21 protein-coding genes and 1 pseudogene are annotated in these 25873 nt (G+C 74.4%); 14 read left to right on the top strand and 8 right to left on the bottom strand.

Annotation, left to right across the window (positions count from 1 at the left end):
• The first annotated feature begins 77 nt into the window (after window positions 1–77).
• The 4 genes from BBH68_RS41650 to BBH68_RS32615 all read left to right on the top strand — a co-directional run bounded on the left by BBH68_RS41650 (window position 78) and on the right by BBH68_RS32615 (window position 4828).
• Window positions 78–713, top strand: coding sequence for a prolipoprotein diacylglyceryl transferase (locus BBH68_RS41650; protein ID WP_065967375.1), 636 nt, complete (start codon window positions 78–80; stop codon window positions 711–713).
• A 92-nt stretch (window positions 714–805) separates the two neighbouring features.
• Window positions 806–2011 (top strand): FUSC family protein, encoded by a 1206-nt coding sequence (locus tag BBH68_RS32625; protein ID WP_065967374.1) that lies wholly within the window; start codon window positions 806–808, stop codon window positions 2009–2011.
• Between the two features lie 91 nt (window positions 2012–2102).
• Window positions 2103–3992, top strand: a complete 1890-nt coding sequence (gene dnaK / locus BBH68_RS32620; protein WP_065967373.1) for a molecular chaperone DnaK — start codon at window positions 2103–2105, stop codon at window positions 3990–3992.
• Window positions 3989–4828 carry a YoaK family protein gene (locus BBH68_RS32615; protein WP_065967372.1) on the top strand — a complete coding sequence of 280 codons (840 nt, stop codon included), beginning with the start codon at window positions 3989–3991 and terminating at the stop codon, window positions 4826–4828. The genes dnaK and BBH68_RS32615 overlap by 4 nt, the downstream gene beginning before the upstream one ends.
• Before the next feature lie 6 nt (window positions 4829–4834).
• On the opposite strand, the gene BBH68_RS32610 is transcribed toward BBH68_RS32615, so the two are convergent.
• Window positions 4835–6025: a CdaR family transcriptional regulator gene (locus tag BBH68_RS32610; RefSeq protein ID WP_065967371.1), complete on the bottom strand. Its 1191-nt coding sequence runs from the start codon at window positions 6023–6025 to the stop codon at window positions 4835–4837.
• A 133-nt stretch (window positions 6026–6158) separates the two neighbouring features.
• Here BBH68_RS32610 and BBH68_RS32605 point away from each other — a divergent pair, with 133 nt between their 5' ends.
• Both BBH68_RS32605 and BBH68_RS32600 read left to right on the top strand, forming a co-directional pair.
• Window positions 6159–7436, top strand: a complete 1278-nt coding sequence (locus tag BBH68_RS32605; protein ID WP_065967370.1) for a VWA domain-containing protein — start codon at window positions 6159–6161, stop codon at window positions 7434–7436.
• Window positions 7436–8302 carry a hypothetical protein gene (locus BBH68_RS32600; protein WP_065967369.1) on the top strand — a complete coding sequence of 289 codons (867 nt, stop codon included), beginning with the start codon at window positions 7436–7438 and terminating at the stop codon, window positions 8300–8302. Before BBH68_RS32605 ends, BBH68_RS32600 begins: the two co-directional genes overlap by 1 nt.
• Window positions 8303–8351: 49 nt before the next feature.
• Here the strand turns inward: BBH68_RS32600 and BBH68_RS32595 are convergent, their stop codons facing one another.
• From BBH68_RS32595 to BBH68_RS32580, 4 genes are all read right to left on the bottom strand, one after another.
• On the bottom strand, window positions 8352–8957 hold the full coding sequence (locus tag BBH68_RS32595) for a DoxX family protein (RefSeq protein ID WP_065967368.1): 606 nt from the start codon (window positions 8955–8957) through the stop codon (window positions 8352–8354).
• A 145-nt stretch (window positions 8958–9102) separates the two neighbouring features.
• Complete coding sequence (gndA, locus tag BBH68_RS32590) at window positions 9103–10551, bottom strand: NADP-dependent phosphogluconate dehydrogenase (protein ID WP_065967367.1); 1449 nt, start codon at window positions 10549–10551, stop codon at window positions 9103–9105.
• A 192-nt stretch (window positions 10552–10743) separates the two neighbouring features.
• Entirely contained in the window at window positions 10744–11664 is a 921-nt protein-coding gene (locus BBH68_RS32585; RefSeq protein WP_065967366.1) for an AEC family transporter, read from the bottom strand.
• Window positions 11665–11738: 74 nt separating this feature from the next.
• Window positions 11739–12953 (bottom strand): pyridoxal phosphate-dependent aminotransferase, encoded by a 1215-nt coding sequence (locus BBH68_RS32580; protein ID WP_065967365.1) that lies wholly within the window; start codon window positions 12951–12953, stop codon window positions 11739–11741.
• Between the two features lie 86 nt (window positions 12954–13039).
• Here BBH68_RS32580 and BBH68_RS32575 point away from each other — a divergent pair, with 86 nt between their 5' ends.
• The 4 genes and pseudogenes from BBH68_RS32575 to BBH68_RS32560 all read left to right on the top strand — a co-directional run bounded on the left by BBH68_RS32575 (window position 13040) and on the right by BBH68_RS32560 (window position 17860).
• Window positions 13040–13696 (top strand): winged helix-turn-helix transcriptional regulator, encoded by a 657-nt coding sequence (locus BBH68_RS32575; protein ID WP_065967364.1) that lies wholly within the window; start codon window positions 13040–13042, stop codon window positions 13694–13696.
• A 134-nt stretch (window positions 13697–13830) separates the two neighbouring features.
• Window positions 13831–16348: pseudogene (locus BBH68_RS32570) on the top strand (ATP-dependent Clp protease ATP-binding subunit).
• Window positions 16349–16415: 67 nt separating this feature from the next.
• On the top strand, window positions 16416–16886 hold the full coding sequence (locus BBH68_RS32565; RefSeq protein ID WP_065967363.1) for a VOC family protein: 471 nt from the start codon (window positions 16416–16418) through the stop codon (window positions 16884–16886).
• A gap of 284 nt (window positions 16887–17170) precedes the next feature.
• On the top strand, window positions 17171–17860 hold the full coding sequence (locus BBH68_RS32560; RefSeq protein ID WP_065967402.1) for a prephenate dehydrogenase: 690 nt from the start codon (window positions 17171–17173) through the stop codon (window positions 17858–17860).
• Between the two features lie 112 nt (window positions 17861–17972).
• On the opposite strand, the gene BBH68_RS32555 is transcribed toward BBH68_RS32560, so the two are convergent.
• The gene (locus BBH68_RS32555; RefSeq protein ID WP_425428873.1) at window positions 17973–19085 is read right to left on the bottom strand and encodes an MGDG synthase family glycosyltransferase; all 1113 of its coding nucleotides are present in this window, start codon (window positions 19083–19085) and stop codon (window positions 17973–17975) included.
• 232 nt (window positions 19086–19317) lie between these two features.
• Here BBH68_RS32555 and BBH68_RS32550 point away from each other — a divergent pair, with 232 nt between their 5' ends.
• Genes BBH68_RS32550 through BBH68_RS32540 form a run of 3 tightly spaced genes read left to right on the top strand, consistent with a single transcriptional unit; the run spans window position 19318 to window position 21879 of the window.
• Complete coding sequence (locus BBH68_RS32550) at window positions 19318–20133, top strand: SDR family NAD(P)-dependent oxidoreductase (RefSeq protein ID WP_065967362.1); 816 nt, start codon at window positions 19318–19320, stop codon at window positions 20131–20133.
• 4 nt (window positions 20134–20137) lie between these two features.
• Window positions 20138–21109, top strand: coding sequence for a DMT family transporter (locus tag BBH68_RS32545; RefSeq protein ID WP_065967361.1), 972 nt, complete (start codon window positions 20138–20140; stop codon window positions 21107–21109).
• Window positions 21106–21879 (top strand): polysaccharide deacetylase family protein, encoded by a 774-nt coding sequence (locus BBH68_RS32540; protein ID WP_065967360.1) that lies wholly within the window; start codon window positions 21106–21108, stop codon window positions 21877–21879. The genes BBH68_RS32545 and BBH68_RS32540 overlap by 4 nt, the downstream gene beginning before the upstream one ends.
• Before the next feature lie 64 nt (window positions 21880–21943).
• On the opposite strand, the gene BBH68_RS32535 is transcribed toward BBH68_RS32540, so the two are convergent.
• Window positions 21944–22804, bottom strand: a complete 861-nt coding sequence (locus BBH68_RS32535) for an SMI1/KNR4 family protein (protein ID WP_245738418.1) — start codon at window positions 22802–22804, stop codon at window positions 21944–21946.
• A 46-nt stretch (window positions 22805–22850) separates the two neighbouring features.
• On the opposite strand from BBH68_RS32535, the gene BBH68_RS32530 reads away from it, so the two are divergent.
• Complete coding sequence (locus BBH68_RS32530) at window positions 22851–24965, top strand: protein kinase domain-containing protein (RefSeq protein WP_245738417.1); 2115 nt, start codon at window positions 22851–22853, stop codon at window positions 24963–24965.
• 70 nt (window positions 24966–25035) lie between these two features.
• Here BBH68_RS32530 and BBH68_RS32525 read toward each other — a convergent pair.
• Window positions 25036–25838 (bottom strand): IS5 family transposase gene (locus BBH68_RS32525; RefSeq protein WP_104531465.1). Its coding sequence is split into 2 segments (ribosomal slippage): window positions 25036–25494 and window positions 25497–25838, totalling 801 coding nucleotides; the frame shifts between segments, so codons are not numbered across the junction.
• Between the last annotated feature and the right edge of the window lie 35 nt (window positions 25839–25873).

The raw sequence follows: 25873 nt of genomic DNA, 5'->3' as shown, positions 1-25873 counted from the left end.
AAACGGTGTCCGGTGGCGTGATCAAGCTTTACTGGTGCGCCGTAGCGAGGACATGTCATCCGGGAGACTCGAGCGAGATGGGCCGACACAGCCGCCCCACCCCTGCGCAGCAGGCACGTGCCACAACGATCAAGGCGGCCGCCGCCCTGGGGGTGGCGGGCACCATCGCCCTCGCTCTCCACTCGTCGATCGGCAGCGACAAGACCGTCCAGGCGCGCGCCGACGTCAGCTCCCAGCCGGACGGGACGCCCGAGGCCGGCCCCGGCGGCTCGGACCGGTCCACGGGCTCCGACCGGCCGACCGGCCCGGGCCGGTCCACTGACGCCGACCGGCCCGGCGGCACCGGGCCGGCCCCCACCGCCTCCGCCAAGCCCAAGCTCGTACGGGACGCCGACGGCGCCTCCCGGGCCGACACCTCGCACACCCGCGAGCCCTCCGGCACCCCCACGGCCGGCACCCCGTCGACCGCGCCCACGAGCGACCCGGGTGCCGAGGCGCCCTCGGCGTCCGAGCCGGACACCACCGAGCCCACCTCGCCCGCCGAGGATCCCACCACCCACCCGGCCGACCCCGGGCACGAGTCCGGCGGGCACCACGACACGGGCCAGGGGAGGGACAAGGACCACGGCCTGGTGGGCGGTGTGATCGACGGCGTCGGCGACACGGTCGACGGCGTGCTCGGCGGCCTGACCGGCGGCCTCCTGGGCGGCTGAGCAGCCGGGCCCCGGGCGCTCCCGTACCGCCGTGACGTCGCTGTTCCGGCCGTCTTGCGCATACACCGGCGCTCACCAGGAACCCGGCGGGTATGGATCTTCTGTCAGGTGTGTCGCGCGCCGCCCGCGTGGTGCGTGCGGAGGCCGGGGTGGTGATGGCCGCCCTGCGGCGGGCACGGCGGGGCCCCGGGCGCGAGCGGGACTTGCTCGTCCAGTCCTTGAAGGCGGCCGGCGCGGCCATCCTCGCGTGGTCGATCTCCGGGTGGTGGCTCAGGGACCCGGTGGCCCTGATGGCGCCGTGGGTGGCGGTGGTGCTGGTCCAGGCCACCGTCTACCGTTCCGTCCTCAAGGGCCTGCAGCAGCTCGCGGCGATCGCCGCCGGCACCCTGGTGGCCGCCGCGGCCGTCGCCGTCACCGGTGACACGCTGGCCGCCATCGCCGTGGCCCTGCCGGTCGTCATGCTGCTGAGCAACTGGCCCAGATTCGGGGACCAGGGCATCTACGGGCCCACCACCGCCCTGTTCACCCTCACCTCCGCGCCGGTCTCCGACGTCACCGTCACCCACCGGCTGCTGCAGGCGGCCCTCGGCGCCGCCATCGGTATCGCGGTCAACGCGCTGATCCTGCCTCCGGTCCATCTGCGCGACGCACGGGAGAACCTGCGCGCGCTGGCCGAGGAGGCCGCCGAGACGCTCCGGGCGATCGGCGAGGGGCTCGTCGAGGAGCGGTGGGACGTGGGCACCGCCGCCGACTGGACGCGCCGCTCGGAGGACCTGCGGCAGCGGCTGGACAGCCTGCGCGCGGCGCGGCAGTGGAGCGGTGAGAGCCTGCGGCTGAACCCCGGGCGGCGGCGCCGGCTGCGGCGCGGGATGACCGGTGTGCCGTCCGAGGAGGAGGACGAGCGGTGGGCCCGGATCGTGGCCCACCTCTCCGCGCTGATCCGCACCCTGGCCGACATCGCCGACGAGAACCGCGCCATCGAGCCCCCCGACGCCCGGGCGCTGTGCGACCACGGCCGGCTGCTGGGCCGGCTGGCCGACGCCTGCCGGGCGCACGTCACCCTGCTGAGCGGCCCCGCCGCGCCCGAGGCGGCGGCCGCGCGGTCCGACCTGGAGGAGGCCCTGTCCCAGGTCGCCAGGTTGCACACCTCCCTCCAGGAGAACCTGGTCGAGGGCGGCGGCCGCGGTGGCACGCCGAGCATCGCCGCGTTCGGGGCGCTGCTGGTGCAGGCCCAGAACATCTGGCACGAGGCCTGCCTGGACGACGACGGCACCGCCCCCACCGACCACAGGCCATGAGAAAAACTCGCAAGTCCGGTTTTTTGTAGCATTGAGCATAAATCGGATCACTCTGTGAAGGGCTCCCGTCCCGCAGGAGAGGAGTGTTGAGATGACCCGCGCAGTCGGTATCGACCTGGGGACGACGAACTCCGTGGTGTGTGTCCTGGAGGGCGGCGAGCCGACCGTCATCACCAACACCGAGGGCGCCCGCACCACCCCCTCGGTGGTGGCGTTCGCCAAGAACGGCGAGGTGCTGGTGGGCGAGGTGGCCAAGCGTCAGGCCGTGACCAACGTGGAGCGCACGGCGCGGTCGGTCAAGCGCCACATGGGGGACGCGGGGTGGCGCTTCCCCGCCACCGGGGACGTGGACGGCAAGCGCTACACCGCGCAGGAGATCTCCGCGCGCGTGCTGCAGAAGCTCAAGCGCGACGCGGAGGGCTACCTCGGCGAGGACGTGACGGACGCGGTGGTCACCGTCCCGGCGTACTTCAACGACGCCCAGCGGACCGCCACCAAGGAGGCGGGCGAGATCGCCGGCCTGAAGGTGCTGCGGATCATCAACGAGCCGACGGCCGCCGCCCTGGCGTACGGCCTGGACAAGGAGAACGACCAGACCATCCTGGTCTTCGACCTCGGCGGCGGCACCTTCGACGTCTCGCTGCTGGAGATCGGCGAGGGGGTCGTCGAGGTCAAGGCCACCAACGGCGACACCCACCTGGGCGGCGACGACTGGGACCAGCGGATCGTCGACCACCTCGTCACCCGGTTCAAGGGCGGCTACGGGGTGGACCTGGCCAAGGACAAGATGGCGCTCCAACGGCTGCGCGAGGCCGCGGAGAAGGCGAAGATCGAGCTGTCCGCGGCCACCGAGACCACCATCAACCTGCCCTACATCACGGCGTCCGCCGAGGGCCCGCTGCACCTGGACGAGAAGCTCACCCGCTCGCAGTTCGAGCAGCTGACCGAGGACCTGCTGGAACGCTGCAAGGGGCCGTTCCACCAGGCGGTCAAGGACGCCGGGATCAAGGTGTCCGACATCGACCATGTGATCCTGGTCGGCGGCTCGACCCGGATGCCCGCCGTGACCGGGCTGGTCAAGGAGCTGACCGGCAAGGATCCGCACCGGGGCGTCAACCCGGACGAGGTGGTCGCGGTCGGCGCCTCGCTCCAGGCCGGTGTGCTCAGGGGCGAGGTCAAGGACGTCCTGCTGCTCGACGTCACCCCGCTGTCCCTCGGCATCGAGACCAAGGGCGGCATCATGACCAAGCTGATCGAGCGCAACACGACCATTCCGACCAAGCGCTCGGAGATCTTCACCACGGCCGAGGACAACCAGCCGTCGGTGCAGATCCAGGTGTTCCAGGGGGAGCGTGAGATCGCGGCGTACAACAAGAAGCTCGGCATGTTCGAGCTGACCGGCCTGCCGCCGGCCCCGCGCGGGGTGCCGCAGATCGAGGTCGCCTTCGACATCGACGCCAACGGGATCATGCACGTGTCGGCGAAGGACCTCGGCACCGGCAGGGAGCAGCGGATGACGGTCACCGGCGGCTCCGCGCTGCCGAAGGACGACATCGACCGCATGATGCGCGAGGCCGAGCAGTACGCGGAGGAGGACCACAAGCGCCGCGAGGCGGCCGAGACCCGCAACTCGGCCGAGTCCCTCGTCTACAACACCGAGAAGCTGCTGCGCGACCAGGGGGACAAGGTGCCGCAGGACGCCCGGCAGGAGACCGAGTCGGCCGTCTCCGAGCTGAAGGACGCGCTCAAGGGCGACGACACCGGCCGGATCCGGGCGGCCACCGACAAGGCAGCCGTGGCCGCGCAGAAGATCGGCACGGCCATCTACGCCCGGGCCGGGGCGCAGCAGGGTGAGGGCGGCGGCACGGCGGGTGGCGCGGGCGCCGAGGGCGCGGGCGCGGGCCAGGGCCAGGGAGCCGAGGAGGAGGTCGTCGAGGCGGAGATCGTCGACGAGGACAAGCCCAAGGGGGACGCCGGATGAGCGACTCCCGGCCGCCCGGGGAAGGCGGGCCCGAGGGCGGGGCCGACCGTCCGGCGGGCCCGCCCCCGGACCCGCCGGACCATCGGCGCGCGTCGAGCGGCTTAACGGGCGGGAGCGGCCCGGACCGGCCGGGCGGCGCCGACCTGGCGGCCGCCGTCGCGCTGACCGTGGCGACCGGCTCGATGGACGCGATCGCCTTCCTCTCCCTCGGCGGCGTCTTCACCAGTGTGATGACGGCCAACCTCTCGCTGCTCGGCATGTCGGCGGGGACCCGCGACCCGCAGCTCGCCGGGAACGCCGCGCTCGCGCTCACCGGCTATGTGCTCGGCGCGCTGGTGGGCGGCCGGATCGTCCACGGCCCGAGCGGCAGCCCGGGCAGAAGACGGCGGGCCCGCCGCGCCCTCGCCGTGGAAGTGCTCGCGCTCGGTGCCCTGTGGGGGCTGTGGGCGGCGGCCGGGGGACACCCCGGCGGAGGCCGGCGGACGGGGCTGCTGGCCCTGGCCGCCGTGGCCATGGGAGGGCAGAGCGCCCTGGTGCGCGCCGTCGCCCCGCCCGGGATGTCCACCACCTACTTCACCGGCATGCTGACCAACCTGCTGGCCGACCTCGCCGCCACCGGCAGGGTGCGCTGGGTGACGGCGACGCTGCTGACCGCCCTGGTGGCGGGGGCCGCCGGGGGAGGGCTGCTGATCAGCCTGGCCCCGTCGGCCGCGCCCGCGCTGCCCGCCGGGCTGGTCGCCGCGGTCTGGCTGGGCTCCCTGGCGAGCGCGGCGCGAACCGGCCCGCGCGGGCGTGGCCGGCGGGGCGGGCGTGACGGGCGGGGCGGACGGGGCTGACCCGGCTCAGGGCGGAGCGTCGAGCTGGTCGGCCAGACAGGCCAGGTAGAGGGCGAGCGTGGTGCGGTGGTCGCGCAGCGGGCGGCCGCTGATCTGCTCGATCTTGTTCATCCGGTAGACGAGGGTGTTGCGGTGGATGCGCAGCGCCGCGGAGGCGCGCACCAGGTTGAAGCCGTTCTCGCACCAGGCCACCACGGTGTCCCGGAGCACCGGCCAGTCCGGCTGCTCGCGCAGGTCCGCCGCGGTGAGCGCCAGCAGCCGGTCGCGGGCGTGGTGGCCGGTGGCCGCGAGCAGCTGGTGGGCGCGCAGGTCGGACACCAGGTGCACCGGCAGCTCGGGCGCCACCCGGGCCCCCAGCCGCAGCGCGTCGCACGCGTCCTGGTACGAGTCGTGCAGACCGCCGACCGAGGTGGCGGGCTCCCCGACACCGACCCGGGCGGCCACGCCGTGCCGACTGCCCACCAGACCGGCCAGCCGCTGACACGCCGTCATCACCCGGCTGACGGAACCCTGTTCGGGTAACCGGTGCAGCACCCCGATCCACCCCGGCGCCGCCCCCGCCACCACGTCCTGCGGATCGTCGAAGACCTCCCGCACGGTGCGCAGCAGCTCCGGGCGGACCAGCGCGGTGTCCGGGGCGGGCGGGTCCGCGCGGTGGCGGGCGCCGCCCACGGCGCCGGGCGCGGTCACCTCGACGGCCACCGCGATCCGGCGCAGACGCAGGTCGAAGCCCACCTCGGCGGCGCGGAAGACCACGAAGTCGGGCTCCACGACCTCCGCGTCGTACGTGGCCACATCGGCGAGCAGATCCTCCAGCACCCGCTCTCTGAGCACCCGGGAGCGCAGCACGGACGACTCGCGCAGCAGGATCTCCGTCTGCCGCTTGACCACCAGACCGAAGCGCCGCACCTGGGCGGGCGTCCCGGTGATTCCGACCGTGCCCACCGCGTGTCCGTCCATGACCAGCGGCAGGGTCACCCCGGCCCGCACCCCCTTGAGCTCCTGCGCCTGCGCGGCGGTGTGGGTGGCGGGCTCCCGGGTGCGCATCACCTCCACCGAGGCCTCGTGGAAGGTGCCGACGCGGCTGGTGTCACCGCTGCCGATGACGATGCCCTCGCTGTCGGTGATGAGGACGTTCAAACCGATGACCGCGGAGGTCTCCCCGGCGATCTCCTGGGCGAGTGAGGGGCTGAGCACGAACGGGATCCTCCGGCCGGTGGGCTGGACGCACCGTACAGCCCACCGGCCCCGACCCGCCACACGTTCATACGGGGTGACCAATGAACACGCAACTTTGGAACGGTCATATGATGCTCCATAAGATGCCGCGGTGATCAAAAAGAAACGCCTGGCGACAGGCGCCCTCGGGCTGCTCGCGGCCGTGGTGTGCGGCCTGTCGGCCCCGGCCGTGGCCGTCGCCGACGAACCGGACCAACCGGACCGCGAGTCCCCCAAAGTCGAACTCGTGCTGGACGTCAGCGGCTCGATGCGCGCCCGCGACGTGGACGGCATGTCCCGCATGGCCGCCGCCAAGCAGGCGTTCAACGAGGTGCTGGACGCCGCGCCCGACGAGATCCGGCTCGGCATACGCACCCTCGGCGCCACCTACCCGGGCAAGGACCGTGAGACCGGCTGCCTGGACAGCAAGCAGCTCTACCCCGTCGGCCGGGTGGACCGCACCGAGGCCAAGGCCGCCGTCGCCACGCTGCGCCCCACCGGCTGGACACCCATCGGCCTCGCCCTGCGTGGCGCCTCCAAGGACCTGGCGGGCGGCGACGCGACCCGCAGGATCGTGCTCATCACCGACGGCGAGGACTCCTGCGGACAGCCCGACCCGTGCGACGTGGCCCGGGAACTGGCCGCCCAGGGAACCCACCTGGTCGTCGACACCCTCGGGCTGACCCTGGACCGCAAGGTCCGCGAACAGCTCAGCTGCATCGCCGAGGCCACCGGCGGCACCTACACGGCGGTCCAGCACACCGACCAGCTCTCCACCCGCATCAAGCAGTTGGTGCGGCGCTCCGCGGACACGCCGGTGCAGACCCCGACCGCGGTCCAGGGCGCCGAGGAGTGCGCCAAGGCCCCCGTCCTCGGCGCGGGCCTCTACAACGACCGGGAGGGCTTCGGCGAGCACCGCTGGTACCGGGTGAGGGTCGCCCCCGGCCAGGAGCTGCGGGCCTCGGCGAGCGTGGGCGCCGACCGCGCCGTCGACCCCGACTACGGCGTGCTGCTGCGGGCGGTCAGCCAGCGGGGCCGCGAGCTGGTGCGCGGCAGCGAGGCGGGCAGCGGACGTACCGACGTCATCTCGACCGGGCTGCGCTACCCGGTGGCCGAGGGCCGCGAGGTGGAGGACGACACACCGCGCACGGTCTGCCTCGAGCTGAGCCAGTCGTTCTCCGCGCCCGCGTCCGTCAAGCGCACCCCCGGGCTGCCCGTCGAGCTGTCCGTGAACATCGTCGACGCCGGCGACCCGCCCGGTGACGTGGCCGCCTTCGGCCTCGGCCGCGGCTGGGTGCTGCTGGCGGTGCTCACCGTGACCGGACTGCTGGTGGGGCTGGTGTGGGGCTGGCTGGCCCGCTGGCGCGTGACCGTCTGGAGGACCAACTGATGCGTGCCCTACGTACCGCGGGCGCCGCGTTCGCGCTGTGCGCCGCCCTGCTCGCCGGCGCGCCCCTGGCGGCGGCCGACGCGTCCCCGAGCGCGAGCGCGGACGGCGACGACGGCCCCACCGAGGCCGGCACCGGCTTCCGGACCGCCACCGCGATCGAGCAGGGGCAGACCGCGACCGCCTCCGCGTCGGCCGGCGACTACCTCTACTGGGTGTTCCCCGCGGCGGCCGGGCAGGTCCCCACCGTCAAGGCGAACATCAAGCTGCCCGAGGCCCAGGCGCGGCACGGGAGGACCACCTGGCGGCTCGACGTCTACGACGGGCTGCGCCGCCGCCAGGCCTGCACCTCGGGCGCGCAGACCGCGACCGCGGCCCCCGAGGACGCCTCCCTCGACCTCGGCTGCCGGATCCGCCGGGTGCGCCCCTGGTCCGAGGCCTGGGCCAACGAACCGCTGCCCGGCTCCTACTACATCCGGCTGACCGTCGTGGACCTGCCGGAGCAGGACCTCGGGCTGCCCTTCACCACCGAGGTCACCGCCTCCACCCGGGACACCGGCGGGGCGCACGCGGAAGGCGGCGAGCTCTCCCCGCTGACCCCGGCCGTGCGGGCGGGCGCCACCCAGGCGCCGGACGCCGGGGCGAGCCCGGACGCGACCGAGTCGCCGACCGGATCCCCGGGCGGGGACGACTCCTCGTCGGACACCGCGGCCGCGGCCGAGCCCGACGGCGGCTGGGGTTCGGGCTGGTGGTCGGACCGCTGGGTGTGGACCGTGGCGGGCGGCGCCCTGGGCGCGCTCGCGGGGGTCGGCGGCTACGCGCTCTCCCGCGGGCGCCGCTCCTTCCGCCGCCCACCGGCCGCCGAATGACACCGCGCCGGCCCTCTCCCCGCTGTCCGGGAGAGGGCCGGCGCGCCGATCAGGCGGGGCGGGGGAGCGGGCGGCGCGGGCGTAAGCCGCGGATGCCGATGGTGATCGCCGCCAGGACGGCCGCGAGCACCAGCATCGCCACCCCGTAGACCACGCGGTGGGACCGCAGCCCCGGAATCAGCGCGTCGAGGGCGATCCGGCCCGGGCCGCTCAACGCGAGCCCCGCCGCGCCCGCGCCGATGAGCAGGGGGAACTCGAAGCCCCCGAAGAGCCCCAACGGCCAGACCACATCGACCGCGTTGGCCATCGTGCCCGCCACGGCGGCCCCCGCGATCGGCGTCAGCAACCCCGCGGCCAGCCCCAGGCCGCCGAACGTCTCGGCGACACCGGCCACCCCGGCCATGAACTTGGCCGCGGGATAGCCGAACTTCTCGAAGGCCCGGGCCGTGTTGTCGATGCCCAGGCCGCCCCACCAGCCGAACAGGTGCTGCGCGCCCCGCGCGGCGATGATCAGCCCCACCCCCAGCCGTATCACCAGCAGTCCCACGTCGTGCGCCAGCAGCACATGGGGCGCGGAACGCGGCGAGGGTGCGGCCGCGTCGTACGGGCCGTGGTCGTGGTCGTGCGGGTCGTGGTTGCGATGGTAGGCAGACATGGCGCCCTCGTCCGGTTTCGGATGCGGAACCCGGAAAACCCAGCGAGCCCGGAGCCTCGTGTCCACTATGACCCGAATGGCGGGGGTCCTCAACTCGAAGGTCCCCACCGTCGACGGGGAACTCATCCGGGCCGCAGCTCCGGTCTCACCTCCGGGTCTCGCTCCGGTCGCCGGACCACTCGGTGTGGAAGGTGCCCTCGCGGTCGACGCGCTGGTAGGTGTGGGCGCCGAAGTAGTCCCGCTGCGCCTGGACGAGGGCGGCGGGCAGCCGGTCGGCGCGCAGCCCGTCGTAGTAGGCGAGCGAGGTGGCGAAGCCGGGGGTGGGGATGGACCGCTCCGCCGCGGTGGCCACCACGGCCCGCCAGGAGTCCTGGGCCTCGCCCAGCCGGCGGGCGAACTCCTCGTCGGCGAGCAGCGTGGGCAGCCCGGGCTCGGCCGCGTAGGCGCTGCGGATCTCGTCCAGGAAACCAGCCCTGATGATGCAGCCGCCGCGCCAGATCCTGGCCACCGCGCCCAGGTCGATGTCCCAGCCGAACTGGTCGGCCGCGGTCTGGATCATGTTCCAGCCCTGCGCGTACGACACGATCTTCGACGCGTACAGGGCCTGCTCGACCCGGTCGACGAGCCGGTCGGCGTCCTGCCCGGTCAGAGCGGGCTTCTGGGGGCCGGGCAGCCGCCGGGCGGCGGCCCGCAGATCGGTGTGGCCGGACAGCGAGCGGGCGAAGACGGCCTCGGCGATGCCGGGGACCGGCGCGCCCACGTCCAGCGCGGTCTGCACGGTCCAGCGACCGGTGCCCTTCTGCTCGGCGGCGTCGGCGACGACATCGACGAACGGGGTGCCGGTCTCCCGGTCGGTGTGGGCCAGGACCTCGGCGGTGATCTCGATGAGGTAGGAGTTCAGCATGCCGGTGTTCCAGCGGCGGAAGATGTCCGCGATCTGCGCGGGATCGCGCCCGGCCGCGCGCCGCAGCAGGTCGTACGCCTCGGCGATCAGCTGCATGTCGGCGTACTCGATGCCGTTGTGCACCATTTTGACGAAGTGTCCGGCGCCGTCCGGGCCGATGTGGGTGCAGCACGGCTCGCCGTCGACGTGCGCGCTGATCTTCTCCAGCATCGGCCCGACCGCGGCGTACGCCTCCGCGGACCCGCCGGGCATGACGGAGGGCCCGTGCAGGGCGCCCTCCTCGCCGCCGGAGACGCCCGTCCCGACGAAGTGGATGCCTCGCTCGCGCAGCGCGGCCTCGCGGCGGCGGGTGTCCTCGAAGTGGGCGTTGCCGCCGTCGATGACGATGTCCCCGGCGTCCAGCAGCGGGACGAACTCGTCGATCACCGCGTCCGTCGGCTCGCCCGCCTTCACCATCACCACCAGCCGCCGGGGCCGCTCCAGCGCGGCCACGAACTCCTCGGGCTTCTCGGCCGGCACGAAGGAGCCCTCGTGCCCGAACTCCTCGATCAGGGAGCGGGTGCGGGCGGGGGTCCGGTTGTGCACCGCGACGGTGTAGCCGTTCCGGGCGAAGTTGCGGGCGAGATTCCGGCCCATCACGGCGAGCCCGGTGACTCCGATGGCGGCGGGGGACGACGCGGAGGGTGCCATGGCTGTTCCTCGTTTCCTGGCGGGGGTCCGAGCGACATCGACGGTAGCCGGGCCGCCCGGTGTGCGCAGTGCGACACTCACATCCGGCGCATTGTGCGGCGGACGGGGATGTCCTCGGTGTCCACTGCCCGCGCGAGCGGTTCCCATGCGGTTCCCGGCGGTTCCCCTGCGCACGGGCGGGGCCGGCGCCGCTCAGCCCAGCAGGGCCGTCACCGTGAGCAGCACGGGGGCCGCGAGGAACGTGGACAGCAGGATCGACTCGCGGGCCAGCCTGGTCGCGGTCTGGTACCGCACCGCGTAGGTGAAGAGGTTCTGCGCCGCCGGGAGCGCGGAGGTGACGACGGCGGCGAAGAGCGCGGCGCCGCCGAGCCCGAACACCCCGGCCGCGATGGCCCACGCCACCAACGGCTGCGCGAAGGACTTCAGCGCCACCGACAGCAGCACCGCGGCCCGGTCCTCGCCGCGCCCGAGCAGGGTGCTGCCCGGCAGCGAGATGCCGAAGGCCAGCAGCACCCCGGGCACCGCCATCCCGCCCAGCAGCGACACCGGCTCCATGACCGGCCCGGGAATCCGCCAGCCGGCGGCGGCCACCACCACCCCCGACAGGGAACCGGCGACCACCGGGTTGCGCACCGGGGAGGTGAGCCGGCGCAGGAGCGAGGGCCGTTCCTCGCAGCGGCTCAGATCGATGACGGTCAGGGCGATCGGGGACACGACGAGCTGCTGGAAGAGCAGCACCGGCGCGATGAGGGAGGCGTCCCCCAGGACGTACATGGCGACGGGGATGCCCAGGTTCCCGGAGTTGACGTAAGAGGAGCACAGCGCGCCGATCGTCGTCCGGCCGACGCTCCAGCGGCGTACGGCGCCCACGGCGATGAACGTCCCCGCGACGACGAACGTACTCAAACCGGTGATGAGCATCGGGACCGACAGCAGGACGGAGAGGTCCGCCCGCGCGACGGTGGAGAACAGCAGGGCCGGGCTGGCGACCTGGAAGGCGAGCCTGGTGAGCACATCGCGCCCGTGTTCCCCCAGCGAGCCGCGGCGGCCCAGGACATAACCGGTGACCACGATGCTCGCGATGACGCCGAAACCAGAGATCACCCCGCCCATGAGCATGCACCCTACAAGCAGTTGCCCGAGCCCGGGCGCGGGACCCGCGCGGAGGCGGGATCACGCCCCCGCGGTCACGACTGCCGGTATCCGCCGAGGAACCGCCCGATCCTGCTGATGGCCGACTCGAGGTCGTCGACGTGCGGGAGGGTGAGGATGCGGAAGTGGTCGGGGCGCGGCCAGTTGAAACCGGTGCCCTGCACCACCTGGATCTTCTCGCGCAGCAGCAGGTCCAGGACGAACCGCTCGTCGTCGTGGATCCGGTGGACGCCGAGGTCGATGCGCGGGAACGCGTACAGCGCGCCCTTGGGCTTGACGCAGGACACGCCGGGGATCTCGTTGAGCTTCTCCCAGGCGCGGTCGCGCTGCTCGTGCAGCCGGCCGCCGGGCAGCACCAGGTCCTCGATGGACTGCCGGCCGCCGAGGGCCGCCTGGATGGCGAACTGCGCCGGGGTGTTGGGGCACAGCCGCATCGAGGCCAGCATGGTCAGGCCCTCGAGGTAGTTCCTGGCGTGCTGCCTGGGCCCGGAGACGACCACCCAGCCGGACCGGAACCCGGCCACCCGGTACGCCTTGGACAGCCCGCTGAAGGTCAGGCACACCAGGTCGGGGGCGAGCACGGCGGGGCTGTGGTGGACCGCCCCGTCGTAGAGGATCTTGTCGTAGATCTCGTCGGAGAAGACCATCAGGTGGTGGCGGCGCGCCAGGTCCAGGATGCCCTCGAGGATCTCACGCGGATAGACCGCACCGGTGGGGTTGTTCGGGCTGATGATCACCACGGCCCGCGTACGGTCGGTGATCTTCGAGGCCATGTCGTCGAGGTCCGGGTACCAGTCGGCGGACTCGTCGCACACGTAGTGCACGGCCTTGCCGCCCGCCAGGGTGGTGACCGCCGTCCACAGCGGGAAGTCGGGGGCGGGGATCAGGATCTCGTCCCCGTCCTCGACCAGGGCCTGGACGGCCATGGACACCAGCTCGGAGACGCCGTTGCCCAGGAAGACGTCGTCCACGCCGATGTCCTCCAGGCCGCGCCGCTGGTAGTGCTGGACCACGGCGCGGCGGGCGGGGAGGATGCCGCGCGAGTCGCTGTAGCCATGGGCCTGCGGCAACATCCGGATCATGTCCTGGAGGATCTCCTCCGGGGCCTCGAACCCGAACAGCGCCGGATTGCCCGTGTTGAGGCGCAGCACGCTGTGTCCGGCCTCCTCCAGCGCGTTGGCGTGCTCGATCACCGGCCCCCGGATCTCGTAGCAGACCTCGCTGAGCTTGCTCGACTGCCGGAACTCCATGTCGCGCCCTCCCGGTTCGCTCCGCCTCATCGTTCGACGACGGCTTGCTTTGTTCTACCAAGGCGCCACTTGGAAAGTCCAACTTAATGGCTAGACTGGGACGCATGCCACGCCGAAGCTATGACCAGTACTGCGCGATCGCGCGGGCCCTCGATGCCGTCGGTGACCGGTGGACGCTGCTGATCGCGCGGGAGTTGCTGGCGGGCCCCCGCAGATACACCGACCTCCACACCGATCTGCCGGGCGTCAGCACGGACATGCTCGCCTCACGGCTGAAGGACATGGAGCGTGACGGCGTCCTCGCCCGCCGGAAACTGCCGCCCCCCGCCTCGGCCTCCGTCTACGAGCTCACCCCCCACGGCCGCGCCCTGCTGCCGGTCCTCACCGCCCTCGCCGCCTGGGGCGCGCCCGCGCTGGCCGAGCGGCAGCCCACCGACGCCATCCGGGCCCACTGGTTCGCCCTCCCCCTGCTGCACCGGCTGGGGCGCCTCGCCGCGGACCGGGAAGGCGTCGTCGACGTGGTGCTGGAGGAGGGCGGCTTCCACCTGGTCCTCGGCGGCGCCGAACCCTCGTACGGGGACGGGCCGGCCGAGCGCGCGGACGCCCGGCTGGTCCTGGACGCCGACAGCTGTGTCGCCCTCGCCCAGGGCACGCTCACCGTCGCCGACGGCATCGCCACCGGAGCCGTCGAGATGACCGGGACCGGCCCGCTCGCCGACGCGCTGCGCGGCGCCACCTCCTGACCGCGCGCCCCCTCCGTCTCCGCCGGGCGTGATGCGCGCCACCGGGTGTTACCCCCGCGCCCGGCGGGCACCCGGCCCGCACACGCCTGGCAACACAACCTGCCCCGGGCGCCGCCCGGGCGGAACGGAGGGCAATGAGCAGCGGGTTCACGGGTCCGCGGGGCTTCGGTCCGGACCCGTTCGGAGACTTCCTGGCACGCTTCCTCGGCAGCGGAGCGCCGTCGGGACCCCGGCAGATCGACCTCGGGAGGCTCATGAGCGGGGCCACCCGGCAACTGGTCGCCGCCGCGGCCGCCTACGCCGCCGACCACGGCAGCACCGACCTGGACACCGAGCATCTGCTGCGGGCCGCGCTGACCGTCGAGCCGACCCGCGGCATGGTCGCGCGGACCGGGGCCGACCCGGACGAGCTGGCCGCCCGGATCGACGAGACCGCCGGCGAGGGGCCGCCCCGGACCTCACTGTCGGTCACCCCCGCGGTCAAGCGGGCCCTGCTGGACGCCCACGAGCTGGCCCGGGCCGCCGGCGACTCCTACATCGGCCCGGAACACGTCCTCAAGGCGCTGGCGGCCAACCCCGACTCCGCCGCCGGCGGCATCCTGGGCGCCGGCCGCCCTGATCCCGTCTCCGGGCCGCAGTACCGGCCGCCGGGCGGACCGGCCCCCACCATCCCCCAGCGGCCCGGGAAACCGCACGACACCCCGACCCTGGACAGGTACGGCCGCGACCTGACCGAGATGGCCGGCGAGGGCCGGATCGACCCGGTGATCGGGCGCGACGAGGAGATCGAGCAGACCATCGAGGTGCTCTCCCGGCGGGGCAAGAACAACCCCGTCCTCATCGGAGACGCGGGTGTCGGCAAGACCGCCGTCGTCGAAGGGCTGGCGCAGCGCATCGCCGACGGCGACGTGCCCGACCCCCTCCTCGGCCGCCGGCTGGTCGCCCTCGACCTGTCCGGCGTCGTGGCCGGCACCCGCTACCGCGGCGACTTCGAGGAGCGGCTGAACCGCATCATCGAGGAGATCCGGGCGCACTCCGGCGAGACGATGGTCTTCATCGACGAGCTGCACACCGTCGTCGGCGCCGGAGGCGGTGGCTCCGAAGGCGGGTCGATGGACGCGGGCAATATGCTCAAGCCCGCCCTGGCCCGCGGCGAACTCCATGTCATCGGAGCCACCACGGTGGACGAGTACCGCCGTCACATCGAGAAGGACGCGGCGCTGGCGCGGCGTTTCCAGCCCATCATGGTGCCCGAGCCCTCCGCGGCCGACGCGCTGGAGATCCTGCGCGGGCTGCGCGACCGGTACGAGGCGCACCATCAGGTGCGGTACACCGACGAGGCGCTGCTGGCGGCGGTGGAACTGTCGGACCGCTATCTGACCGACCGGTTCCTGCCCGACAAGGCCATCGACCTGATGGACCAGGCCGGGGCCCGCGTACGGCTGCGCTCGCACACCAAGACCACCGATGTGCGGGCGCTGGAGCGCGAGGTCGAGCAGCTCACCCGGGACAAGGACCAGGCCGTCGCCGCCGAGCAGTACGAGCGCGCCACCGCCCTGCGCGACCGCATCCAGGAGCTCTGCGGGCGTATCGAGGCCGAACGCGGCGAGCGGCCCGGTGACGGACAGGTCCTCGAGGTCACCGTCGAGGACATCGCGGACATCGTCTCGCGGCAGACCGGCATCCCGGTCAGCAGCCTCACCCAGGAGGAGCGCGACCGTCTGCTGGGCCTGGAGGAACACCTCCACCAGCGGGTCATCGGCCAGGAGGAGGCGGTGTCGGCCGTCGCCGACGCCGTCCTGCGCTCCCGTGCCGGCCTCGCCGGCCCCGGCCGCCCCATCGGCAGCTTCCTGTTCCTGGGGCCCACCGGGGTCGGGAAGACCGAACTGGCCCGCGCCCTGGCCGAGGCGCTGTTCGGCAGCGAGGACCGCATGGTCCGCCTGGACATGAGCGAATACCAGGAGAAGCACACCGTCAGCCGGCTCATCGGCGCCCCGCCCGGCTACGTCGGCCACGAGGAAGCCGGACAGCTCACCGAACGGGTGCGGCGCCACCCCTACTCCCTGCTGCTGTTCGACGAAATCGAAAAGGCACACCCCGACGTCTTCAACACCCTCCTCCAGGTCCTCGACGACGGACGGCTCACCGACGCCCAGGGCCGCACCGTCGACTTCACCAACACCGTCATCGTCATGACCAGCAACCTCGGCTCGGAGGCGATCAGCGGCCGCGGCGCCGTCCTCGGCTTCGGACCCGAGGGCGCGGAGAGCGACGAACAGGCCCGCCGCGAGCGGGTGCTGCGCCCGCTGCGGGAACACTTCCGCCCCGAGTTCCTCAACCGCGTCGACGAGGTCGTCATCTTCCGCCGGCTGACCGCCGGGCAACTGCGGCAGATCACCGACCTGCTGCTGGGGGAGACCAGGCGCCGGCTGCACGCCCGGGGCGTGGCCATCACCTTCGCCCCCGAAGCCGTCGACTGGCTGGCCCACCGCGGCCACCAGCCCGAATACGGCGCCAGGCCGCTGCGCCGCACCATCCAGCGCGAGGAACCCGCTGTCCCGGATGCTGCTCGACGGCGAGCTCGCCGAGGGCGGCGAGGTCCGGGCGGAGGTGGCGGAGGGGCGGCTGGTCTTCCGCGCCGCCGACCGATGAGTTCTCGCGGCCCGGCCGGTCCTACCCGCACAGGCACCGGACGCCGAGTCGGCAAGGAGAGCACATCATGCAGAAGATCACCACGTTCCTGTGGTTCGACGACCAGGCCGAGCAGGCGGCCCACCACTACACCTCCGTCTTCGAGGACTCCCGGGTGGTGGAGATCCAGCGCTACGGCGAGGCGGGGCCCGGGGAGCCGGGCACGGTCATGACCGTCACCTTCGAACTCGCCGGGCAGCGGTTCATCGCGCTCAACGGCGGCCCCGAGTTCACCTTCACCGAGGCCATCTCGCTCTCCGTGGACTGCGCGACGCAGGAAGAGGTGGACCGGCTCTGGGAGCGGCTGGGCGACGGTGGGGAGACGGGCCCCTGCGGCTGGCTGAAGGACAAGTACGGGCTGTCGTGGCAGATCGTGCCCCGGAAGCTGAACGAGTTGCTGCGCGACCCCGACCCCGCCAAGTCAGCGCGGGTCATGCGGGCCATGCTCGACATGAAGAAGATCGACATCCAGGGCCTCGAGGACGCCTACCAGGGGTGACACCACCACCCGGGGGTGGCCGCCGTTCCTCGCCGACGTGTGGGGAGAGGGCGGCCACCCCCTCTGCCAACAGGTGTTCCCACCACCCGGGTTGCCCCCGCGCTCGGCGATTTCCGGGCAGCTGACGTACCGTCGGACATGCGCACATCGGGGAAACGCGTGTGTTCGAAGGGGTGCGCAAGTGGATTCGATGGTGTTGTGTGGCGGTGTGGAGGGCACCGTACACCTCTGAACACCAGGCATAATCGCAGCTGCGATGGGCGCAGAAAGGGTACGAAGTGGTGGTGAACGCATTGAGTGCGGACAACAGTGTGGGTTCGACGATCGAGGCGCTGGAGGCTGAGCTTCCGCGACTTGAGGAACAGCAGGAGGCTCTCAAGAAGGATCTGGAAGCTGTCACCAAGCGACTGGAGGCCGTCAGCGGCGCGCTGAACAGCCTTCAAGCGCTGTCCAGCGTGCCGGCCCCGCAGAAGGCGCCGGAGGAGTCCGCCGCCGAGGCCGCGCCGTCGGCCCCGGAGCCGGTGGCCGAGGACACGGCGGCCACGGCCGAGGAGCCCGCCGCCGAGGCGGCACCGGAGCCGGCCGCCGAGTCGGCTCCCGCCGGGCGGGCCGCCACCGCCACCGCCACGCGGAAGGCCGCCATCGGCCGTCAGCGCAGCAAGGGCAAGGCCAAGGCCCCCGCCGCCGCGCGGACTTCGAAGACCGCCGCCAAGAAGACGGCCGCCAAGAAGACCGCCAAGAAGGCCGTGGCGGCGCCGAAGACCGAGGCAGCGGCGGAGCGCCCCGGCGGCCTGTCGGAAAACGTGCTGGCAGCCCTGCGCAAGGCGGGCCGCCCGCTGCGCGCCGCGGAGGTCAACGAGGCCCTCGGACGCGAGGAGACGCGCACGAACGTCAACTCCGTGCGTAACACGTTGGAGCGACTCCGCAAGGCGGACCGGGCCAAGAGCGCGGGCCGCGGTCTGTACGAGGCCTGACCCAGGCCCAGGAGGTCGGCGCCTGACGGGCGGACACCGCCCATCCGCCGTCCCGGCAGGCGCCTCCTCGACGTCACACGCCCTCCCCGAAGCAGCTCCGGCCGCCCGCCGCTCACCCGGCGGCCCCGGGCACCCGGCCCGCCGCGGCCACCTCGGCCAGAGCGGCCGCCGCGTCGCCGACGAACAGGCGGCGTCCCGCCGCGACGCGGCCCTCGCGCACCGCGCCGGGGGCGGTGAGCGTGTCGAGCAGCCGTACGAGCTCCCACTCGTTCCGGGCCCGGTCGCTCACCCCCAGGGCCGCCATCCGGCGGACACCCTCCCGCCCGTGCCCCGGAATGGGGCGGTAGCCGACCACGGGCACCCCGGCGGCCAGCGCCTCCAGCGCGGTCTGCCCGGCGGCGTTGTCCACCACGGCCCGCGCGGCGGCCAGCAGCCCGGGCAGATCCGGTTCCCAGCCGACGGCCGACACCCCGGGCGAGCGCGACAGCTCGCGGCGCAGCCGCTCGTTGCGGCCGCACAGCGCCACCGGCAGATAGCCCGCCGAGGCCAACAGCCGCGCCGTGGCCGCCAGGCGGGTCCCGGCCCCCCACGCCCCCGCGGCCAGCGCCACCGGCGGCTTCCCGGGCGCGCGGGCCGCCAGGCGGCGCCGCCAGTCGGCCGCCCCCGGCGCGGGGGCGAGGAAACGCCCGGCCACCACCGGACCGGTGGCCACCGCGGGCCGGCCCACGGCCCGCCGCACGGTCTCGGCCGCCTCCGCGGTGACACACAGATGCAGATCGTTGCCCGGGTGCAGCCATTGGCGGTGCACCGCGAAGTCGGTGACCACCACGGCGCTGGGCATGCTCAGCCGGCCATCCGCCCGAAGGCGGCCGGTGAGCTGGGCCGCGAGATGGAACACCGGTACGACCACATCCGGCCGCCACCGCTCCACCAGGTCCAGCAGACGAGGCCCGGCGAGCGCCGCCAGCGGGGCGCTGCCCGGCCGCGGGCCGGCCCCGGGGCGGAAGAACGCCGCGTAGATCCCCTCGTAGAGGACGGGCAGATGGCGGATCGTCGCCCGGTATCCGGAGCGCAGCCCCGGCCCCAGCCCGGCCGGCAGCAGCGCGAGGACATCCGTCCGGTCCACCCGGTGTCCGCGGGCCTCCAGCCGCCGCGCCAGCTCCGCGGCCACCGCGTCGTGACCAGAGCCCATGCTGGCGCTCACCACCAGGAAACGCCCGCTCACCGCCGCTCCCGGAGAGGGCGTCGGGAGTGCCGGCGGGTGGGCGGCGGGTGCATGGTCACCTCCGCGGGGTACGGGGCCGACGCGCCGCGTGTGGCGCGGGCGTACGGGGCGTGTGTGGGGCGTGTGTGGTGCGTGGCGAGGCTGATCGTGGCTAACTGGAGTTAACCGCTCCGCGTGTCGCCAAACCCGTACGGTGGCCGCGTGCCCCGGTCGGCCGTCACAGGGAGTCGCCATGACCAGCCCCCTCCCGGACACAGGAACCCACCGCGGCCCGGCCCGGGACCCGGCGAACCCGGCCGCGGCGCGCGGGGTGGCGCTGGTGACGGGGGCCTCCTCGGGCATCGGCGCCGCCGTCGCGGACCGGCTCGCCGCCGAGGGCGGCTGGCGGCTGCTGGTCAGCGGCCGCCACCGGGAGCGGCTGGACGGCGTGGCGGCCCGCACCCGTGCCACCGCCCTCCCCGCCGACCTGGCCACCCCGGAGGGAAGCGGTCGCCTGGTCACCGCGGCCTTCCGGGCCGCCGGGCGGATCGATCTGCTCGTCGCGGGGGCGGGGATCGGCTGGGCCGGCCCCTTCGGCCAGATGCCGACCGCGACCATCGATCGGGTGATCTCCGTCGACCTGCTGAGCGCCGTACGCGTGGTGCGCCTGGTGCTGCCGCGCATGCTGGCCGAGGGGCGCGGACACATCGTGCTCATCGGATCGGTCGCGGGCGGCGTGGGGGTCAGGGGCGAGGCCGTGTACTCCGCCGCCAAGGCGGCGCTCGGCACCTTCGCCGACGCCCTGCGCTACGAGCTGCACGGTTCCGGGGTGAGGGTCACCCATGTGGTCCCCGGCGTGGTGGACACCCCGTTCTTCGCCCGCCGCGGCGCCCCCTACACCCGCCGCCGGCCCCGCCCGCTGCCCCCGGCCAAGGTCGCCGACGCGGTCTGGGACGCCGTGGCGCGCGGCCGCGACGAGGTGTACGTACCCGCCTGGCTGCGGCTGCCCGTGCTGGTCCGCGGCGCGGCCCCGGCGCTCTACCGGCGGCTGGCCTCCCGCTTCGGGTGACGCGGTGAACGACGCGCTGACCGTCCTGCTGGCGCTGTTGTCCGCACTGGGCAACGGCGCGGCGTCGGTGCTGCAGCGGCGCGCCGCGATGGACCAGGTGGAACAGGAGCGGCCACGGGAGCGGGGGCGGGGGTGGTCGCGGCGGGCCCGGCAGTCCCTGCTCCGGCTGGCCCGGTTGCTGCGGCGCCCCTTCTGGCTGGCCGGCGCCGCGGCGATGGTGGTGTCGGCGGTGGCCCAAGTGGGCGCGCTGGCGGTCGGACGGCTCTCCGTCGTCCAGCCGCTGCTGGTGACCGAGTTGCTGTTCACCCTGGTGGTGGGCAGCCTGGTGTTCCGTCACCGCCCGGACGGGCGGACCTGGCTGTCGTTCGTGACGCTCGCCGCCGGGCTGGCGCTCTTCCTCGTCGCGGCCGACCCCTCGCACGGCTACAGCACCGCGCGCAACGGCCGCTGGCTCCCGGTCGGGCTGCTCGCCGCGCTCGCCGTGGGCGTCCTGATCGCGGTGGCCCGCGCGCTGCGCGGCGCGGCCCGCGCGGCCGTCCTGGGGGGCGCCACCGCCGTGTGCTTCGCCTGCACCGCGGCGCTCATCAAGGAGTTCACCGGCCGCTTCCCCGGCGGCCCGGCCGCCGTGCTCACCAGCTGGCCGCTCTACGCCGTGTGCGCGGCCGGGCTGCTGAGCTTCCTGCTGCTCCAGAGCACCCTGCGGGCCGGCACCCTGGCGGCGTCCCAGCCCGCGCTCACCCTCGGCGACGCGCTGGTGAGCATCGCCCTGGGCTGGGTGCTGTTCGGCGAGCGCATCGTCCTGGGGCCGCGGATCATCCCCGAGGCGGTGGGTGTCGCCCTGATGGCCGTCGGGATCGTCGGGTTGACCCACGCGCCCGCCGTCGCCGACGGCTGGGACACGGCCACCCGGCCCGCCCCGCGCGGCGCTCGCGGGGCCCGTGCCGCGCGCGGGACCGGAGGCGGCGGTCCCCCGTGAGCGGCGGACGGGCCGGGCCGGGCGCCGCGCACGACGGCCATGGCGCGCGGCACCGGGCCGCGACGGTGGCGACGGCCACCGCGACCCTGGTGACGGCCGCGCACGCGGCCCCCGCCGCCACCTGGCTGCCGGGCGTGCGGCGCGCCGTCTGCCCCGCCCTGGCCGGCCGAGGCAGGCCCGACCACATCGCCCTCACCTTCGACGACGGCCCCGACCCCCGGTCTACCCCGCGCTTCCTCGACGCCCTGGACGAGCTCGCGGTGCGGGCCACCTTCTTCGTCCTGGGCGACGGCGTGCTGCGCCACCCGGGGACCGCGCGCGACATCGCCCGCCGGGGCCACGAGCTGGCCGTCCACGGCTGGACGCACAGCCCTCCCTGGCTGCCCACGGCCCCCCGCGACCTGCGCGAGGTCGCCCGCGCCGTCCGCACCCTGCGGCAGACCACCGGCGCGGTGCCGCGCTGGTACCGGCCGCCCTACGGAGTCCTCACCGGCGGTCGCACGCTGGCCGCCGTGCGGACCGGGCTCAGCCCCGTCCTGTGGACCGCGTGGGGCCGCGACTGGACCGCGCGGGCCACCGCGGCCTCGGTGCTCGCCACCGTACGGCGCGATCTGCGCGGCGGCGGCACGGTGCTGCTGCACGACTGCGACCGGGCAGCCGAGGCCGGCTGCTGGCGGGCCGCGCTCGGCGCGCTGCCCGCCCTCGTCCGCGCCTGCCGGGACGAGGGCTGGACGGTCGGGCCGCTGGCCGAACACGGGATCGGCCGCTGAGCGCCCCGCCCCGCCACGCGCCGCCCTCAACACGCGTCCGGCCCCGCCCTCGCCACGCCCCGCCTCAGGGCAGCGGCTGCCACGCGGCGGAGCCGTGGATCGTCGACAGCCTGACCACCTCACAGCCCATCTTCCGCACCGCGCCCAGCACGGCGAGCCGTGCCCGCTCGCTGTCCTCGGGAGGGAACGCCACCCGGATCTGATGGCCGTACGCCGTCTCGTACGTCAGCTGCCAGCCGCCGTCCACCGTGGCGAAGTGGTCCTGCCGACTGCCGTCGTACGGGGACACGAAGCCACCCCGGTCGGCGGTGGGGGCCAGCGCCTCGCGCAGGATCCGCAGTCGCTCCGGATAGGGCCGCTCGCCCTCCGACAGCACGACGTACACATGGACCAGCTCACGCGCCGCGTCGAACCACGGAACCAGGCCGGGCTGGTTGTTGGGCATCGCCTCCGACACGATCCGCCCGCTGATCCACCCCTCCAGGAAGCCGGCCGCGCCGGGCGGGTACTCCTCGTAGTCGTCGTCGCGCGACCACACCACGACCGGCCACTCGTCCGGCGGCCCCACCGTCCGCCAGCACAGATGGTGTCCGCTGCCGGTCACCGCCCACGCGAGCAGCCCGCCCGGCTCGGGGAACAGCGGGTACGGGTAGCGGTCGGGGAACATCGCCCGCGAGTCGCCGTAGTCCTCCAGCAGATCCGCCTCGAGCCGGACCGGGTTGTCCTCGCCGAACGGCGTGCGCACGCAGATGTGGTCGCAGAACTCGCCCCGCCCGTACGCCTCGACCAGCGCCTTGAAATCAGCGGGCAGCCGCACCCCCAGCGAGGCCTCGGCCGCCTCCCAGTCGCCGTGGCCGTCCACCGCCTCGGACGGCGGCGGCACACGGCGGGCGAGCACGGACAGCGGGTCTTGCGAAGAGATCACCCGCACAGCGTAGACGCCCGCCGGAAGGCGTCTACGATCGCGGTTCGTGGTCGTGATCGAGAACCCGTTCATCGCCCCCCTCGCCGGCGACGACCCGGCACGCCTCGGGCCCTACCGGCTGCTCGGCGTGGTCGGCGCGGGCGGCATGGGCAAGGTCTACCTGGGCGTGGACGCGGAGGGCCGGACCGCCGCCGTGAAGGCGCTGCGGACCACCGGCGACCAGGACCCCGGGATGCCCGCCCGCTTCCGGCGGGAGGCCGAGGTGGCCCGGTCGGTGCGCGGGCCCGGGATGGCGGCCGTCCTCGGACACGGGCTGGGGGACCAACGGCCCTGGCTCGCCTCGGAGTTCCTCCCCGGACTGACCCTGACCCGCGCCGTGGACCGGTTCGGGCCGCTCACCGAGGCCGACGTACGGGAGCTGGGGGCGCGGCTGGCACAGACGCTGGCGCGGATCCACGCGGCGGGGCTGGTGCACCGGGACCTGAAGCCGTCCAACGTGGTGCTCACCCGCGGCGGACCGTACGTCATCGACTTCGGCATCGCCCGGCCCGAACACGGAATGACCCTCACCGGCGCCGGGTCGGCCCCCGCCACCCCCGGCTTCGCCGCCCCCGAGCAGGTGCTGGGCCGGCGCACCGGGCCGCCGGGCGACGTGTTCGCGCTGGGCGCCGTGCTCGCGTTCGCCGCCGGCGGGCGGCTGCCCTTCGGCGACGGCCATCCCGCGGCCGTCCAGTTCCGCACCGTCCACGAGGAGCCGGACCTGGAGGGCGTGCCGTCCGCCCTCCTGGGGGTGGTGACCGCCTGTCTGGCCAAGGACCCCGCCGAGCGCCCCGAACCGCGCGAGGTGGAGCGCCGGCTGCGCGCCGAGGAGGCCGCGGCACGGGGCGGGCCGTGGCGCGCGGCGGGCCTGCCGCGCCTGCGGCCGCGCCGCCCCGCCTGGCGCTCCGGGCCGCTCGCCGCCGAACTGGCCCGCTGCGCGGCCGCCGTGGACCGCACGGTCCGCTCCGCCGCCCCCGACGGCGCCCCGAGCCGGCGCCGGGTGACCGCCGCGGCCGTGTCGGCGGCGGCCGTCACCGTCTGCGCCGCGGGCGGCGGGGCGGGGTGGTGGCTGCTGCGCGGCGACGGCGGCCCGGGCCCCGGCGTCCCCGCCGCCACCCCGCTGGCGCGCTACACCACCGGCACCGCGCCCGCCCCGCTGTGGAGCCGCGGCGGCCTCGCCACCGACGGCGCCGGCCCGCTGACGGCCGGCCGGGTCGTGGTGGCCCAAGTCCCCAAGGGCCTCGCCGCCTGGGCCGCGGACACCGGGGAGCCCGCCTGGACCTGGACCGACCGGGGCGCGCCGCTGCCCGCCGCGGGCCTGCTCGCGGCGGCCGGCCTGGTCCTCGCGGTCACCGCGGGCGGACGGCTGACCGCGCTGGACGCCCGCGACGGGCGGGAACGCTGGTCCCGGGCCGCCGGTGTGACGCGGCTCCTGGCCGCCGACGCCGCCCTGGCCTACGTACTGGACGGCGAACGGCGGCTGCGCGCGCTCCCACTGACCGGCGCCCGGGACCGCTGGACGATCCGGGCGGGCACCGGCACGGCCGAGGCGGCCGCCGCGGTCGCCGCGGAACGGCTCGTCGTCGCGCGATCCGACGGGACGGTGACCGCCTACCGCACCGCCGACGGCTCGGCCGCCTGGCGCCAGGACACCGGCGTGGACGCGGCCCTGACGCCCGCCGTCGCGGGCGGCACCGTGTATCTGGGCGGCGCCCGCCTGAGGGCCCTGGCCCTCGCGGACGGCGCGCCGCGCTGGACCACCCCCGCCCCCGGCACCGGCCCCTGGGGTTCCCCCACCCCGGCCCACGGCTCCCTCCACCTCGCCTGGCAGGACCAGCTGATCGCGGTCGACGCCCGCACCGGCGAACAGAGCTGGTCCGTCCTCCCCGGGACGCACGCCCTGCCCACGACCGCCCCCGTGGTCCAGGGCCGGGCCCTGTACCACCCGCTCGGCGCGGACCCGTCGGGACCGGACGACGGGGTCGTGACCGTGGACCTGCGCAAGGCCGAGGCGGCGTGGACGCTCGGCGGCGGAGGCGAGGAGGGCTGGCACCTGACCGGCGCCGCGGGCCGGGTTTTCCTGGCCCACGCCGGCACCCTGCGCGCCATGCCCGTCCTGTGACCCCCCGTCACCCGGCCCTCCACGCTTCAACACCCCTAGATGAGTGAGTCCGATGTTCTTAGACATCGTCTCATTTGGTGAGTCTGCGGTGACAGATGAGGGTGCAGGCGAGGGCGGTGAAGGCCAGGAAGTGTTCGGCCTTGCGTTCGTAGCGGCGGTGCAGGCGGCGGCAGCCGGCCAGCCAGGACATGGTGCGTTCGATGGTCCAGCGGTGCCGGCCCAGCCGGGTGGAGGACTCGATGCCCTTACGGGCGATGCGGTGTCGGATGCCACGCTTGCGGAGCCACCGGCGCAGGTCGTCGTAGTCGTAACCCTTGTCACCGTGGAGCTTGGTGGGCCTGCGCCTGCGCGGGCCGCGCCGGGAGCGGATCGGCGGAATGCCGCGAACGAGGGGCTTGAGGGCCTGGCTGTCGTGGAGGTTCGCGCCGGAGATCCCGATCGAGAGGGGCAGACCGGTCCGCTCGGTGATCAAGTGGATCTTCGAGCCCTTCTTGCCCCGGTCCACAGGATTCGGACCTGTCAGGTCCCCCCTTTCAGGGCCCGCATGTTCACCGAGTCGATCGCGCACCGAGACCAGTCCAGTTCCCCGCGCGAGCCCAGCTCGTCCAGCACCAGACGGTGCAGCTTCGCCCAGACCCGGGCGGCACTCCACTCGGTGAAACGTCGGTGGGCGGTCGGCCCCGAAGGACCGAAGACCGGCGGCAACTGCCGCCACGTACAGCCGGAGGTGGCCACGAAGATGATCGCCGCCAGCACCTCACGGTCGCCGTACCGGCGCCTCCCACCGCCCTGCGGACGCGTCGGCGCGGGCGGCACCACTCGCTGGAACAACTCCCACAACCCGTCCGGGACCAGCCGCTCCACGATCACCATGCCTCAAGATTACGGGCCCAAATGAGACGGCGTCT

This window comes from Streptomyces sparsogenes, assembly GCF_001704635.1.
Taxonomy (GTDB): domain Bacteria; phylum Actinomycetota; class Actinomycetes; order Streptomycetales; family Streptomycetaceae; genus Streptomyces; species Streptomyces sparsogenes.
This window is presented reverse-complemented; position numbering and strand designations above follow the sequence as displayed.